The sequence below is a fragment of the Pelodictyon luteolum DSM 273 genome (assembly GCF_000012485.1).
GTDB lineage: Bacteria > Bacteroidota > Chlorobiia > Chlorobiales > Chlorobiaceae > Chlorobium > Chlorobium luteolum.
This window is the reverse complement of the sequence record NC_007512.1, coordinates 1,785,889-1,800,021: the sequence shown is the minus strand read 5'-3', so window position 1 is coordinate 1,800,021 and position 14,133 is coordinate 1,785,889. Positions and strand designations below refer to the sequence as shown.

Below are 14,133 nucleotides of genomic sequence, written 5' to 3'. Positions count from 1 at the left end.
TCGGCTGGTTATGGTTTCTTTTGGATGGCCTGGCGGGCCAGTTCGTCACAGCGGTTGTTGTAGGGGTTGTCGCTGTGGCCCTTGACCTTGTGGAAGGTTACCGTGTGTCGTGCCGTCAACTCGAGGATCTGTTTCCAGAGGTCGGTGTTTTCGACATTCTTTTTTGCTGCGGTTTTCCAGTTGTTGCGCGTCCATCGATCCAGCCACCCTTCCCTGAATGCGTTGACCACGTAACTTGAGTCGCTGTAGAGCGCCACGCTGCAGGGCTCCTTCAGCGCCCGGAGAGCTTCGATGGCAGCAGTCAGCTCCATCCGGTTGTTGGTGGTTGCGGGGGAATAGCCGGAAAGTTCACGGACGGCGTCGCCGTACATCAGCATGGCTCCCCATCCGCCTTTGCCGGGGTTGCCGCTGCAAGCCCCGTCGGTATAGATCGTGATTTTTTTCTGCATCGACAAAAAAGGCTCAACCATTTCCTGTTGAGCCTTTCTGGAACTGTTTGACAGATCCCCTCTGCTATGTGCGGAGGGTGTTATTTCAGCAGTTTTGCGAGTTCGGCTGTTCCCGTCTTTGCGATGATTTTCATTGCCTTGGCTGAAAGCTTCACTTTCGCCCAGCGCTTTTCCTCATCAATCCAGATCCTCTTGGTGTGGAGGTTCGGCTCGAAACGGGTGCGGCGGTGGTTGTTGGCATGGGAGACTGTATTGCCGTACTTGGGCCTTTTACCGGTCAGTACACAGACTTTGGACATGAGTGCGATCTCTAATGGAGTTGAAAAAACGAATCGGAATATACGAATTCTTTCAGAAAAAGGAAATGCAATGTTCCTAAGGTCTGATGCCTACGGCGGCGACCATCATTGAGAGCACGTAGAGCAGGGTTCCGAAGGCGTTGTACCAGACCGCTTTTTCCCGTGGGTTGGCGATGAGGATCCGCTGCATCGGAAGCTGTGCTATGAGGAGGACTCCGGCAATGGCAAGCATGGTGGTGGATCCTTTGTAGAGGAGGATGCCCATGGCCGCGACCTGCGCCAGATCCATGACGGCTGCTGCAAGGATGGCCGCCCTGCGTTCCCCGAGCTGCACCGGAATGGAAGCTACCTTGCGGATGTTGTCGCCGACGATCGACTTGAAGTCATTGAGCGTCATGATGCCGTGCGCACCGAGGGAGAAGATGAGTGCCAGGGCAATTGTTTCTGCCGAGGGGATGCCCTGAGTGATGGCAAAGCTGCCGGTCAGCCACGCCACCCCTTCATAGGCAAGCCCTACAATGAGGTTGCCGAACCAGCCGTTGCGCTTGGCCCGGAGCGGGGGCCCTGAATACGCATGCGACATCAATACGCCGACAAAGGCTATCGCCATCACGTAGGGATGGATGGAGAGGGCGACGAGGAAACCGGTGACGATGAGGCTGAAGGTGATCAGCCAGCTGGCTGATTTCGATATCTTTCCCGAGGGGATGGGACGTTCGGGTTCGTTGATGGCATCGACCTCGCGGTCGAAGTAGTCGTTCATGGTCTGCGACATGGCGCACATGAGCGGGCCGGCGAGGATGACTCCCCGAAGGAGAATTGACCAGTTGTCCGTGATGCTTTCACCGGTGGAGACGACCCCGCAGGCAAATGCCCACATGGGGGGGAACCAGGTGACGGGTTTCATCAAGGGCAGGATGGCGCCCGGTTCAATCCTGAAGCCCGGACGGTTGACATTGTCAAGCGCTTCGGCTATCAGCTCCCGGCGCGAATCGCTGATTCCGGAGCGGCGAAGCTTTTCACTGAGTGCCTGCTGTATGTCGGTCTGCGGCATGGTGTAACCGTTCATGGGGTGCAATTCTTCTCGCTTCAGCATTCATGGGAGGCCTCCGGTTATCTCCCTGATGGACGGCTGACCCCCCTGGAGCATTCGGCCGTCAATCAAAAAAGGCCATGACTGACAGTATACAAGTTTTTTGAAAAAAATGTATGGCTTTTCAGTCGCTCTCCCTGCGGTATCTGGCCTCCAGTTCCCGGCTGGCATCGATGATGGCTTCTGCGTTGCGTTTTGCCGTTCCATGGCTTATGGCTTCGCGGGCCATGCATACCCCTTCGTCGATGCAGTTGGCGATGCCTCCGACATAGCAGGCGATGGCGGAAGCGAAGATGGCCGCTTCACGGTGCGCGTCCGGGGCTGTTCCGTTGAGGATCTTTCTGATGATTTCGGCATTTTCCTCCCGGCTTCCGCCGGCGATGTCCTTGAGCGGCCATTCATGCAGGTGGAACTCTCCGGGACGGACGACGTGGGTGGCGGTTTCGCCATTGTGGAGCTCAATGATCCGGGTTATGCCGCTGATGCTCGGTTCGTCGAGCGGTTGTCCCTGGTCGGTTTCGCCGTGGACGATGAGGGCGTGGAAAGAGCCGGTCTTTCGGAGTGCTTCTGCGTAAAGATCCATGAGTTCGATATTGAACACCCCGACCATCTGCCGTTTGACACCGGCTGGATTGAGCAGGGGACCGAGTATGTTGAAGATGGTCCGTGTGCCGATTTTTTTTCGGATGGCGGCAACCGCTTTCATCGACGGATGGTAGAGCGGTGCGTGCAGGTAGGCAAACCCTGTCCTGCCGTAGAGCTCTTCGGTCGCCTCGGGTGGGAGTTCGATGCAGAACCCGAGTTCCTCAAGCACATCGGCGCTGCCGCAGCGGCTCGTGACGGCGCGGTTCCCGTGCTTGGCGATGCTGACACCTGCGGCGTTGGCAATAATGGCCGCTGCAGTGGAAATATTGAAGGTGCCGGCGCTGTCGCCGCCGGTGCCGCATGTGTCTACTGCGCGCTCGTCCAGCTGGATCGGGGTGGCGCGCTGCATGATGCTTTCCCTCGCTCCGGCGACTGCGTCGGCGGTAATGCCGTTGTCCTGCATGAGGGTGAGCAGGGCGATGATGGCCTCTTCGGAAAACAGCCCTGCCATGATGCCGTCCATGCAGCGTTTCGTTTCGTCGTAGGTGAGTTGCTGTCCTGCTTGAAGCTTTTCAAGTAATTCCTTATGCGGCATTACACTGATTCGTTGGCAAATGGGTGGAAATATTCGTAAATCCTCAATAATAACAAGAATTGCCGGCTATGCAAGCGTATCGGGGGGTCTGGTACGTCTTTTTCACTAAAAAATATTCAGGTTTCCATGGGTATGTCAGGAATCGAGGATTTCCGGGAGGCGGCACTCGCTGCCGTACGCAGCGCAATGGAGGAGCGGAGGCTTGGAGGGTTCATCATAACTGACCTCTCTACAATCCGCTGGCTGACGGGCTTTTCGGGTTCGAGCGCCAGGTTGCTTGTTACTCCGTCCGTCTGCCGCCTGTTCACTGATTTCAGGTATCGGGAGCAGGCCGAACGGGAAGTTGCCGTTGCCGAGACGGTTGTCGTTCAGGAAGGGGTTGCCGCAGAACTCGCCTCGGGCCGCCATCCTCTCAAGGGAACAGTCGCACTGCAGTCCGATACCGTTTTGTGGCAGGATGCGAAGCGTTTCATGGAGGCGCTCGCTAACCGGTGCAGCCTGGAGCCTCTGGCTGGTTTTTTCAACGAATTCAGGATGGTGAAAAATCCGGTTGAACTCAACCTCATGCAGAATGCCGCCGACATCAGCGGGAAGGTGCTCGACGCTGTAGTGCCGATGATCTCCGAGCGGGTGAGCGAATGTGATATCGCAACGGAGATTTCCTGTCTGCACCGGAAGTTTGGAGGCGAGAAAGATTCGTTCGATCCCATTGTCGCCGGCGGCGCGCGGTCTGCCATGCCGCATGCACGTCCGACCGGGGAGCAGTTCCGGGAGGGGGCACTTGTGGTCATCGACATGGGCTGCATGGCGGGAGGGTACGCCTCCGACCAGACCCGGACCGTTGCTCTCGGAAGGGTGCCGGACGAGGCACGCCGGGTCTACGACATCGTCCGCGAGGCACAGCAACTCGGTATCCGTTCGGCCCGGTGCGGGATGAAGGCAAGAGAGCTTGATGCCGTTGTCCGCTCGTTCATCGCCGGTCACGGCTACGGTGAGGCGTTCGGCCACGGTCTCGGCCACGGAATCGGCCTCGAGGTGCACGAGGAGCCGCGCATCAGCTTGAAGGGGGAGGCGGTGCTGCAAGAGGGTATGGTATTCACCATTGAGCCGGGCATCTATCTGGAGGGGCGGTTCGGGGTGCGCATCGAAGACACGGTTGTGATGGAGGCGGGTGGGGCAAGACCGCTGCAGCGGTTCACGAAGGAACTGATCGAGCTGTAAGGAGCCGGTGCGAACGGGTCAGGCCCGCCAGAGGAGGGGAGATTGGGTGTCAGGCCCGCCAGAGGAGGGGCCTGAGGGCAGCGGTGAATGCGGCCATGACGAGGAGTGGGCTGGCGTTGCGCTCGATGGCGCGGATGGATTCCTCTGCGAGGGTGGAGACTCCGAGATAGTCCGGGTTCGGGAAGTTTTTGGCGAACCGGTCAACAGCGTCCGTGATGTCGGGGTTGTTCAGGTTCCTGAATCCCGGAACGATCCTGCGGTGACAGGTGTCCTGCAGGAAGAGCAGGATGGCTCCGATGAAGAGGACCAGTTCGGTGCGGGAAAGGTTTTTGGCATGCTCTTCAGAGGCCGTGAGGGCTTCGTGGAACCGTTTCGGCGCAAGCACCTTACGGAGGTAGTCGAGCGCCATCTGGCGGATGGCGATGGTGGCGGGTTCCGAGGAGGCCTCATCCCTTCCGGCGATGAGCTCCCATGCAAGCTTGAGGTTGCCCCTTGAGAAATTTACGATGAAGCCCAGCTCCGGGTCCACGATCTCCGGAGAGTGCTCCTCGAGCCATGTGCGGAGTTCTGCGGCCGGGACACGCTGGAAACGGATCTCCTGGCACCGGGAACGGATGGTCGCCAGAAGGGAGTCGGGGCGCGCAGTCACGAGAACGAACAGCACATGCGCCGGCGGCTCCTCGAGCAGTTTCAGGAGCTTGTTTGCAGCCGAGGGGTGAAGCTTTTCGGCCTGAGATATGATGAAGACCTTTCTTGTGCCTTCACGCGGCATGAATGAGGCTTTCTGCTGAAGCGCGACAACCTGCTCTGTGAGGATGCCCATCGATCGGTCCATTGCCGGAGAGAAGTAGGGGTTCTCCTTTTTCTTTTCGATGAGGGCGAGGAACCGCTCCCTTGCTTCAGTGAACTTTTTGTTGTCCTTTTTCTGCGAGTCCCCCCCTTCGAGCAGGGCGGCTTCGACAGGGAAGAGGTATTCGACGTTCGGGTGCATGAACTCCCTGATCTGCAGGCAGTCGGGGCAGGTCCCGCAGGCGCCGTTACTCATTGCATCTGGAGAGCGGCAGTTCAGCGCCGCCGCCAGTTCCAGCGCCGTCATCTCCTTTCCGGAGCCTTCGGGGCCGCTGAAAAGGTAGGCGTGGGCCAGACGCCCTTTTTCAAGGGCGTTCGACAGGACGCGGACCTGTTGTTTCTGTCCGATGACCCTGTTCCAGCTCATGCTGCCAAGCCTCTCAAATGAATGTGAGCCAGTTGTAAGGGTCTTCGCCGGTCTGGACGATTTTCAGGTAGTGATGCTGGAGCGCTTCGGTGATGGGGCCGCGTTTTTCATCGCCGATCGGGTACTTGTCGATGCTTCTGACGGGTGTGATTTCGGCGGCGGTTCCGGTCAGAAACACCTCGTCGGCGATATAGAGGGCTTCACGCGGGATCATGGTTTCCTTCACCTCATAGCCGAGCTCCCCGGCGATGTGCATGACCGCCTGGCGGGTGAATCCCGGCAGGATCGACTGACCCGACATGGGGGTGTGGATGACGCCGTCGCGGACCACGAAGATGTTCTCGCCGCTGCCTTCGGAGACATAGCCGTTGACATCAAGGGCGAGTCCTTCCGCGTAGTCGTCCATCAGGGCTTCCATCTTGATCAACTGCGAGTTCAGGTAGTTTCCGCCAGCTTTCGCCCATGAGGGGAGGGTGTTCGGTGCAACGCGGTTCCATGAAGAGACACGGACGTCGACGCCTGTTTCAAGCACGTCCTCTCCGAGGTAGGTGCCCCATTCCCAGGTGGCGATGGAGACCTCAATCGAAGCGCGGTGGGGGTTGACGCCGAGCGCGCCCTGTCCGCGGTACACGATCGGACGGACGTAGCAGGACTTATGGCTGTTGGCGTGTATGGTGCTGATGACTGCATCCTTCAGCTCTTTTTCCGAATAGGGGATTTCAATGCGGTAGATCTTCGACGAGTCCCGAAGGCGGCGGATGTGCTCATCCAGAAACAGGATGGCCGATCCTTTTGCGGTTTCATAGCACCGGATGCCTTCAAAGATGGACGACCCGTAGTGGACGACATGCGAGAGGATATGGATCTTCGCGTCGTTCCAGTCGATCAGTTCCCCGTTCATCCAGATTTTAAGAGACTTGTTCATGATGCGGTCGTTGGTATGTTGGTTCGTTGCTTGAGTATTCAGCTCAAAGATAGGTTTTGTTTCGGGGTTTTTACAAATCCAAAAAAAAGCCCCGCAGTCGCCTGCGGGGCTGCAATGGATGCGGAATGGATCAGTAGATCCTTTCGTAGACGCCCTCGACTTCGCGCATGATCGGATCGTACTCAACCGGCTTGCGGCCGAAGCAGATGCCGAGTGCCTCGTACATGGCGACCTGTTCGAGGTCGACATGGCGCTGCACGATGGCTTTTTCCGATTCAATGTACTCGACCTTGCGGCCCTTTACCTTTGAAACGGTCACACCGGTTTTGCCATCGAGGAGGAGCAGGACTGCGGCGGCTCCGGCTTCGAACCCGAAGTTGGTGTCGTAGGCCGAGGAGCTTCCGCAGCGGACAAGGTGGCCGGGATGGATTTCGCGAACCTCGGGGATCTCGTAGATTCCTTCGACGAACATGCCGGTCTCTTTCATGAAGAGCGGCATTGCCGGGTCTGCTTTCATCCGCTTCTGGATCTCCTGGCAGGTGAACTTGCCAGCTCCGGCCAGTTTCTTGTGCCCGAACGCATCGATGCCTGCAGACTCGTCGACAATGTCGCTTCCGTCTGCATTCTTGAGGCCTTCGGCGACGACGATGGTGTAGGTTCCGCTGTGCACATCGCTCTGGCGGATCCTGCGGGTGAAGCGCTCAGCGAGGTGCTGGTAGACCACGTCCCAGTCAGCGGGAATTTCAGGGATGAGGATGCAGTCCGCTTCAGCGGCAACGCCGCTGCGGAATGCCGTGTGGCCCGCATAGCGTCCGAAGACCTCGGTGACCAGTACCCGGTTGTGGGTCTTGCCCGTGGTTTTCAGGTCGTGGACGAACTCGGTGATTCTGTTGATGGTGGAGTCGCCGCCGACCGAGTAGGTCTGGAGGTCGAGATCCATTGTTTTTGGTGCATGGATGCACTGGACGCCGTTCTGGTTGAGGTCAACCATGACGCTGCCGGAGTCGTCTCCGCCGCTGATGACGAGGCCGTCGAGGTCGAATTTCTTCATGCCGGCCTTGATGCGGTTGTACTTCTCGGGGTTGCTGATCGCCTTGATCTTCACCCGGGAGTGGCCGGCTTCTGAACCGGCGAAGGTTGCATCGAACTTGTCGAGGCGCTGCTGATCGAGCCGGACAAGGCTCTCCTGGTCTATGAGGTTGTAAAGGCCTGCGTAGCCGTTGGGAATGACGAAGAGTTCAAGGCCTTTCGCTTCTGCCATGAGGGCAGCGCCTTTCAGGACCGCGTTGAGTCCACCGCAGTCGCCGCCGCTCGTTAGAATGCCAATTTTTTTCACCGTATCGATCTCCTTGTGTCTCTTTAGGGGTGGATTATGATGCCCTGATTTATGTATACTGTGATGTGATCTGCCAATGCCGTATTTCCATTGGCCGGTGTTGCTGTACTGCAGTCAAAATAGATTTTTTGTGTGATTTTTCAACGCTAATTCTCCCATGGACTGGACCGATCTCTTCAGGATTGCCTGGGTGCATCTCAGGGAGCGGAAGCGCCAGACGTTCCTGACCGCTCTTGGTGTGGCAGTGGGTTCGGCCATGCTTGTGACGACCATTTCCGTTGCGAAGGGATCCTCGGCCAATGTGATCTCGAAAGTGATCGACACGGTGCCGAACGTGGTTGTCCGTGCCGAGCGGGTGAGGGTTGCTGTTCCCGACAACGTCATTTCTCCGAGGCCGGGCCGGGTGTCGATGGTGGTGAAGAATGTGACACCCGACCGCCCTCTGGTCATCAAGGACTATCTGGGCGTGGTTCAGGGCATTTCCCGGGAGAAAGGCCTGAAGGAGATCTCACCATTTGTTGAAAGCAGGGTCATCGCCCGAAACCGGAGCCGGTTCACTCCCTGCGTGGTGAAGGGCGTGGTTCCTTCGCTTGAGGCGGGCATTGCCGGCCTTGAAAAGAATCTTCTGGAGCCGAATGCCCTCGGCGAACTTGCCTATACTTCTGATGGCATCATTCTCGGAGATCTTCTTGCTGCAAAACTTCACGCATCCCATGGCGACCGGATCGTGCTTGTGAACCGCGATGGCCGCGAGTTTTCGGCTACGGTTGTAGGGCGCTTCAGCAGCGGGTTCAATGCAAAAGATGAGCGGGAGGCGTTTGTGAACCTGCCGCTCGCCCGGCGGATGGAGGATGTTGCGCCGAACGCCGTGACAGGCATCGGCCTTTCGGTGGAGGATGTGGAGCGGGCGTCGGTAACGGCGGCTGCCGTCCAGGCTGCAACAGGCTACCGGAGCGAAAGCTGGGATGAGACCAACCGCAACGTGATTGATTTCTACAACCGCAACGCGGCCATCACCCTCGTCCTCGTGGGGTTCGTCTTCATCGTTGCCGGTCTCGGGGTGTCGTCGGTGATGACCACTGTGGTGCTGCAGAAGGTGAAAGACATCGCCATCATGCGTTCAATGGGAGTGCAGGCGGGCTCTGTCACCGGAATCTTCATGCTCGAGGGGCTCATGATCGGCATTCTCGGTGTCCTGGTCGGAAGCCCGCTCGGTCATGTGATCTGCCATTTCGTTTCTTCCATCCGCTTTGCGGCGACAACGGCCGGGGTGCTGAAGGCGGATCGGATCAATATTCTGGAAACCCCCGATGCGCATCTTCTGGTGATTGCCTTCGGCATCTTCATCGCGGTCCTTTCTTCAATAAGCCCTGCACGCAAGGCTACCCGGTACATGCCGGTGCAGGTCCTTCGCGGAGAAGTCTGAAGCTGAGCCGGCAACCTTTGCCGGGCAGTGCCTCAGAGGGTTTCGATGATGCAGACGGCGTGGGCGGCAGCGCCCTCTTCACGGCCGATATAGCCGAGTTTTTCGTTGGTGGTCGCCTTCACGGACACAAGGGAAGTGTCAATATCAAGGCAACGGGCGATGTTGCGGCGCATGTCGGCGACGTAGGGGGCGATTTTCGGGGCTTCGAGCAGCAGCATGGCATCGACATTGACCGTCCTGTACCCGTTTTTCGTCAGAAGCCTGCCGACATGCTTCAGGAGAATCATGCTGTCGATGTCCTTGTACTCTGCGCTGGTATTGGGGAAGTGCAGGCCGATATCTCCGAGTGCAGCTGCTCCTAGAAGCGCGTCGCTGACGGCGTGGAGGAGCACGTCGGCATCACTGTGCCCTTCAAGTCCTTTCGGGGAGGGAATGTCGACGCCGCCGACGATGAGTTTGCGGCCTTCAGCAAAGGGGTGTACATCGATACCGATTCCAATACGCATGACGCTTCGGGGTTTTGTTGGTGTTGCAGCTGACCTTTAAGATAGGATAAATCGGTGAATATCAGAACCCTTGCCGGGGATTGGTTTTTCCCGCCGGTGACGTACATTTAATAACACGGGCTTTTCTGAAACCTATCCCTCCGATGAAGGGTCCCATGAGCATGTCCCGCTTGTCCCGACTTCAGCGTTTTTTCTGGATCGCATCCGGCACGCCGATCGAGATCATAGAAAAATATCCCACCGAGCACAGCAAGTACACGGGCATCGGCGCAACGATTTTCTTTACGGCCCTTTTTGCCGCCCTTTCCGGCGGCTACGCACTCTTTTTTGTCTTTTCCGGCAACCCTCTTGGCTCCCTCTGGGCGTTGCTGTTCGGGGTGGTGTGGGGACTTGCCATTTTCAATCTCGACCGCTACATCGTTTCAAGCATCAAGAAGACCTCGAAAGGGCTGAGGCAGTTCTATCAGGCCTCTCCGCGGCTTGTGTTTGCCGTGCTTATCGCCATCGTCATCGCCCGTCCGCTTGAGTTGAAGATTTTCGACAAGGAGATACGTGCCCGCCTTGAGGAAAAGTACCTGGCGGCCGAGCGGGCGCAGATTGCGGGGGTGCAGGATGCCTTTATGGCGAAATACGGCATGGAGGCCGGACAGCTGCAGCGGTTCCAGGGGGAGTACGATGCACTTTCCAGGGACGTGGACCGGTTGCGGGAGGAACTGAAACTGGAGGTGTTCGGCAGAAGCAGCAGCACGACATCCGGTGTTCCGGGCTACGGCACCTACGCAAAGAACAAGGAAGATGTAGTGCAGGCAAAGCAGCAGCGCCTGGCATTCCTTGCGGTGCAGGTCATCCGCCTCGAGGAGTATCTCGACAGCCGGAAACAGGCCGAAGGGCTCAACAGCCAGATGATGCTTTCTGAAGGAGAGTTTGCCAGGAAAGCCTCAACCGCCGGATTTGCAGACCGCAACTGGGCCCTTGGGGAGCTGGCCCACTCGGGGGACGACGCCAGCCGCTCATCTGCCAATGCCATAGCGTTCATCACCATGCTCTTCATCGCGCTTGAGTGCGCCCCTTTGATCGTGAAGCTGCTCAGCGATGCCGGCCCCTCGGATGTCGACGTCAGTGAAACGGAGTCACGAATCATCGCCCAGCTCACCAACACCGCGTTTCTTTCCAAGAACCGCATCATCCGCCAGTACCGGATCATGGGGTCCAAAACCGGCGGCAGGCGGCGGAGCCGGTTTCTCTCCACCCGCCAGGGCATGCGTCTGTAGGGAGCTCTGTTGGAGCCCTTTCAACCGGTGACGAGGCTGCCGCGGAAGGCTTCCATGGATGGTGCGCCGGGCGCACAGAAGAACGCCTCCATCGCCGTGGCGATCTTTTCGCCGATATCGGGCTGAACGAAGTTCATGGTGCCGATCTGCACTGCGCCGGCACCAGCCACAAGGAACTCCATGGCATCGTCGAACGAGGCGATGCCGCCCATGCCGACAATAGGGATGGATACGGCATTGTTGACCTCCCATACCTTTGCGAGGGCAACCGGCTTGATTGCCGGTCCCGAGAGGCCACCTGTCACGTTTTTAAGGAGCGGTCTGCGCTTTTTCCAGTCGATGGCCATTCCCACCAGCGTATTGATCAGCGATACGGAGTCTGCTCCGGCTTTTTCGGCCGCAATGGCGATGGCGCTGATTGATGTCACATTCGGCGTGAGCTTGATCATGAGGTGGCGACCTGTGATGCTCCTGAGTTCGGTGACGATTTCGCGGGTGGCATCGGGGCTGACCCCCATGATCATGCACTCTCCCTTCACGTTCGGGCAGGAGAGGTTGATCTCATACCCGTCAAGGCCGGGGACGGCGTCGAGGCGCGATACGACTTCGGCGTACTCGTCGATCGAGCGCCCGGCGATGTTGACGACGATCGCGGTGCCGAGTGTTTGGAGGAATGGGACTTTTTCAGAGATGAACCGGTCGATGCCGACGTTTGCCAGCCCGATTGCGTTGATCATGCCCGAAGGGGTTTCGGCGATGCGCTGCGGCGGATTGCCTGCACGCGCTTCAAGCGAGATGGCTTTGGTGACAATGCCGCCGATTTTGGACAGATCGGTGAGCCGGCAGAGCTCCTCGCCGTATGATACCGTGCCCGATGCGAGCATGACGGGGGATTTTAGGGAGAGGCCCCGACCGAGGTCGATGGCGGCCGCTGTTGCATGTTTGTTCGCCATGTCGTGCTGTTTCTGGTTGATGCCGGTTACCTGCGCAGAACACAAAAGGGGCTGCCGGTTCATGTGCCGGCAGCCCCCCTGTTTCCTGTTCCGTTCAGCTGCCCCGTGAGGCACAGCTCATTTCCCTTCTTTCGTCAGGTAGTACTGGTTTGCGTAGTCGCGGACCATGCGGTGGGTGTTGTATTCCGGTGCGATGGTGGCGATGGCGTTGCGGATTTTCTTGATCCAGCGGGTCGGGATGTTGTTGGCATTCCGTTCGTAGAATGTCGGCAGGATCTGGTTTTCCAGTACCTGGTACATCTGCTCTGCGTCGAAACGGTCCTGCTCTTCGTAGTTCTCGAAGGTTTCGCCGTGTCCGATCGACCAGCCGTTTTCGCCGTTGTATGCTTCGGGCCACCAACCGTCAAGTACGCTGAAGTTCAGTCCGCCGTGCAGGACGGTTTTTTCACCCGAGGTGCCGCTGGCTTCCATCGGCCGCACCGGGTTGTTCAGCCAGATGTCGACGCCCGAGACCATGCGCTTTGCCACGCCGAGGTTGTAGTTTTCCAGGAAGATGACCTTGCCGGTGAACTGCGGACGGCGGGAGTGCTCGACGATCTGGCGGATGAAGTCCTTGCCGGCGTCGTCGTGCGGATGCGCTTTACCTGCAAATACGATCTGCAGAGGCATTTTCGGGTTGTTGATGATCCTGTTCAGGCGGTCAAGGTCGCTGAAGATCATCGGGGCACGCTTGTAGGTTGCAAAGCGGCGTGCGAATCCGATGGTGAGGATGTCGGGAGAGAGCGTGTTCTTGTCCGAGCGCATCGCATCGTACTGGTTGTAGCCCGACATGCTGTGCTGGTGGAAGAGCTGGTTGGCCAGATAGCGGTAGATGAAGTCGATCAGGTTGCGCTTCAGGGTGTAGCGGAGCGACCAGAGCTCTTCGTCGGTGACCTTTGCGAGCGCAGCCTCGGCGGCTTCGCGCGAGAGGGTCATGTCTTCAATGCCCGTGGATACGCGGTTCCAGAAGGTTTCGGTGTAGCCGCATGCCCAGCTGGGAGCATGCACGCCGTTGGTGATGTGGCCGATCGGCACCTCTTCGACTTTTTTGCCGGCATAGAGGTGCTGCCACATTTCACGCGACACCTGTCCGTGCAGTTTCGAAACGCCGTTGGCAGCGCGCGAGAGCTGGAGGGCAAGCACCGTCATGGTGAAGAGCCCCTGGGTGTTTTTCGGGTCTTCGGAACCAAGCAGCATCAGGTCTTCGAAGTCCATGCCGGTGAGGGCGAGGTACTTGTCGAAGGTGTAATGCATCATGTCTCTGGAGAACCGGTCGTGGCCGGCAGGGACGGGGGTATGGGTGGTGAAGACGCAACGGGAGCGGACGGCCTCCATGGCAGCCTCTTTGTTCTTTCCGGCTGCAAGTTCAGAGGCAAGGAGTTCAAGCGTAAGGAATGCCGAGTGGCCTTCGTTCATATGGTAGACCGAAGGGGTCAGGCCGAGTGCGCCGAGAAGTTTTGCGCCGCCGATTCCAAGCACGATCTCCTGGTTGATGCGCATGTTCTGGTCGCCGCCGTATACCCTGCAGCAGATGTCGCGGTAGTGCGATTCGTTTGCCGGGATGTTGGTGTCGAGCAGATAGAGTACGGCGCGGCCTACTTTCAGTTTCCACGCCTGGGCGAACACTTCGCTCTGGGCGATGTTGACCGAGATGATGAGGTCCTTGCCGTCGGGGCCGGTGACTTTTTCGATCGGAAGGCTTTCAGGGTACTGGAGAGGGTAGTCCTCCATCTGCCAGCCGTCGTGGTTGAGGTACTGACGGAAATAGCCTTCTTTATAGAAGAGGGTGACGCCGACGAAGTTGATGCCGAGGTCGCTTGCCGACTTGATGTGGTCGCCGGAAAGGACGCCGAGTCCGCCCGAGTAGATGCGGACACTTTCATGGATGCCGAACTCGGCGCTGAAGTAAGCGACGGGGTTCTTTGTCAGTTCCGGTGCGTTCAGTGCGGCCCAGGTGTCTTTTTTCTCCATGTACTCGCAGAAGCGGGCGTGCACGCCCTCGATGCGTTCGCCGAGCTGACACTGGCAGCGGGCTGCAAGTTCGTCATTGGAGATGTGGCGGAGGAGTTCAACCGGATTGTGGTTGTTCCGCTCCCAGAGCAGGGGGGAGAGGTCTTCGAAGATCTGTTTGGCTTCAGTATCCCATGACCACCAGAGGTTTCCGGTGAGCTCTTTCAGTGCAATTATCTTTTTTTGCATGGTTGTGAGGGGTATTTTGC

Annotated in this window: 13 protein-coding genes; 3 read left to right on the top strand and 10 right to left on the bottom strand. The window is 58.2% G+C overall.

Annotation, left to right across the window (positions count from 1 at the left end):
• Positions 1-8 precede the first annotated feature (8 nt).
• From rnhA to trpD, 4 genes are all read right to left on the bottom strand, one after another.
• Positions 9-449: a ribonuclease HI gene (rnhA, locus tag PLUT_RS08315; protein WP_041463885.1), complete on the bottom strand. Its 441-nt coding sequence runs from the start codon at positions 447-449 to the stop codon at positions 9-11.
• Positions 450-529: 80 nt separating this feature from the next.
• Positions 530-748, bottom strand: coding sequence for a 50S ribosomal protein L28 (rpmB, locus tag PLUT_RS08310; RefSeq protein WP_011358332.1), 219 nt, complete (start codon positions 746-748; stop codon positions 530-532).
• A gap of 76 nt (positions 749-824) precedes the next feature.
• Positions 825-1,817, bottom strand: coding sequence for a chlorophyll synthase ChlG (gene chlG, locus PLUT_RS08305; RefSeq protein ID WP_041463884.1), 993 nt, complete (start codon positions 1,815-1,817; stop codon positions 825-827).
• A 148-nt stretch (positions 1,818-1,965) separates the two neighbouring features.
• Entirely contained in the window at positions 1,966-3,021 is a 1,056-nt protein-coding gene (gene trpD / locus PLUT_RS08300; RefSeq protein WP_011358330.1) for an anthranilate phosphoribosyltransferase, read from the bottom strand.
• 126 nt (positions 3,022-3,147) lie between these two features.
• Between trpD and PLUT_RS08295 the strand changes: the two genes are divergently transcribed.
• Positions 3,148-4,242 carry a M24 family metallopeptidase gene (locus PLUT_RS08295; protein ID WP_011358329.1) on the top strand — a complete coding sequence of 365 codons (1,095 nt, stop codon included), beginning with the start codon at positions 3,148-3,150 and terminating at the stop codon, positions 4,240-4,242.
• 49 nt (positions 4,243-4,291) lie between these two features.
• Here the strand turns inward: PLUT_RS08295 and PLUT_RS08290 are convergent, their stop codons facing one another.
• The 3 genes from PLUT_RS08290 to PLUT_RS08280 all read right to left on the bottom strand — a co-directional run bounded on the left by PLUT_RS08290 (position 4,292) and on the right by PLUT_RS08280 (position 7,719).
• Positions 4,292-5,458, bottom strand: coding sequence for an ATP-binding protein (locus tag PLUT_RS08290; protein WP_011358328.1), 1,167 nt, complete (start codon positions 5,456-5,458; stop codon positions 4,292-4,294).
• Positions 5,459-5,471: 13 nt separating this feature from the next.
• Complete coding sequence (locus tag PLUT_RS08285; protein WP_011358327.1) at positions 5,472-6,383, bottom strand: branched-chain amino acid transaminase; 912 nt, start codon at positions 6,381-6,383, stop codon at positions 5,472-5,474.
• Positions 6,384-6,513: 130 nt separating this feature from the next.
• Positions 6,514-7,719: a 6-phosphofructokinase gene (locus PLUT_RS08280; RefSeq protein WP_011358326.1), complete on the bottom strand. Its 1,206-nt coding sequence runs from the start codon at positions 7,717-7,719 to the stop codon at positions 6,514-6,516.
• Between the two features lie 157 nt (positions 7,720-7,876).
• Between PLUT_RS08280 and PLUT_RS08275 the strand changes: the two genes are divergently transcribed.
• Positions 7,877-9,145: an ABC transporter permease gene (locus tag PLUT_RS08275; protein WP_011358325.1), complete on the top strand. Its 1,269-nt coding sequence runs from the start codon at positions 7,877-7,879 to the stop codon at positions 9,143-9,145.
• A gap of 32 nt (positions 9,146-9,177) precedes the next feature.
• Here PLUT_RS08275 and ispF read toward each other — a convergent pair whose 3' ends face one another.
• Positions 9,178-9,651, bottom strand: a complete 474-nt coding sequence (gene ispF / locus PLUT_RS08270) for a 2-C-methyl-D-erythritol 2,4-cyclodiphosphate synthase (RefSeq protein ID WP_011358324.1) — start codon at positions 9,649-9,651, stop codon at positions 9,178-9,180.
• Positions 9,652-9,806: 155 nt separating this feature from the next.
• Here ispF and PLUT_RS08265 point away from each other — a divergent pair, with 155 nt between their 5' ends.
• The gene (locus tag PLUT_RS08265) at positions 9,807-10,922 is read left to right on the top strand and encodes a DUF4407 domain-containing protein (RefSeq protein ID WP_238974577.1); all 1,116 of its coding nucleotides are present in this window, start codon (positions 9,807-9,809) and stop codon (positions 10,920-10,922) included.
• A 20-nt stretch (positions 10,923-10,942) separates the two neighbouring features.
• Here PLUT_RS08265 and PLUT_RS08260 read toward each other — a convergent pair whose 3' ends face one another.
• Together PLUT_RS08260 and glgP are read right to left on the bottom strand one after the other, a co-directional pair.
• Entirely contained in the window at positions 10,943-11,875 is a 933-nt protein-coding gene (locus PLUT_RS08260; RefSeq protein ID WP_041464176.1) for a dihydroorotate dehydrogenase, read from the bottom strand.
• Between the two features lie 117 nt (positions 11,876-11,992).
• Positions 11,993-14,113 (bottom strand): alpha-glucan family phosphorylase, encoded by a 2,121-nt coding sequence (glgP, locus tag PLUT_RS08255; protein ID WP_011358321.1) that lies wholly within the window; start codon positions 14,111-14,113, stop codon positions 11,993-11,995.
• Positions 14,114-14,133 lie beyond the last annotated feature (20 nt).

Excerpts from the sequence above, each read along its gene's own strand:
- rnhA (WP_041463885.1), bottom strand. The coding sequence starts at position 449 with ATGCAGAAAAAAATCACGATCTATACCGACGGGGCTTGCAGCGGCAAC.
- rpmB (WP_011358332.1), bottom strand. The coding sequence starts at position 748 with ATGTCCAAAGTCTGTGTACTGACCGGTAAAAGGCCCAAGTACGGCAAT.
- chlG (WP_041463884.1), bottom strand. The coding sequence starts at position 1,817 with ATGAACGGTTACACCATGCCGCAGACCGACATACAGCAGGCACTCAGT.
- trpD (WP_011358330.1), bottom strand. The coding sequence starts at position 3,021 with ATGCCGCATAAGGAATTACTTGAAAAGCTTCAAGCAGGACAGCAACTC.
- PLUT_RS08295 (WP_011358329.1), top strand. The coding sequence starts at position 3,148 with ATGGGTATGTCAGGAATCGAGGATTTCCGGGAGGCGGCACTCGCTGCC.
- PLUT_RS08290 (WP_011358328.1), bottom strand. The coding sequence starts at position 5,458 with ATGAGCTGGAACAGGGTCATCGGACAGAAACAACAGGTCCGCGTCCTG.
- PLUT_RS08285 (WP_011358327.1), bottom strand. The coding sequence starts at position 6,383 with ATGAACAAGTCTCTTAAAATCTGGATGAACGGGGAACTGATCGACTGG.
- PLUT_RS08275 (WP_011358325.1), top strand. The coding sequence starts at position 7,877 with ATGGACTGGACCGATCTCTTCAGGATTGCCTGGGTGCATCTCAGGGAG.
- ispF (WP_011358324.1), bottom strand. The coding sequence starts at position 9,651 with ATGCGTATTGGAATCGGTATCGATGTACACCCCTTTGCTGAAGGCCGC.
- PLUT_RS08265 (WP_238974577.1), top strand. The coding sequence starts at position 9,807 with ATGAGCATGTCCCGCTTGTCCCGACTTCAGCGTTTTTTCTGGATCGCA.
- PLUT_RS08260 (WP_041464176.1), bottom strand. The coding sequence starts at position 11,875 with ATGGCGAACAAACATGCAACAGCGGCCGCCATCGACCTCGGTCGGGGC.
- glgP (WP_011358321.1), bottom strand. The coding sequence starts at position 14,113 with ATGCAAAAAAAGATAATTGCACTGAAAGAGCTCACCGGAAACCTCTGG.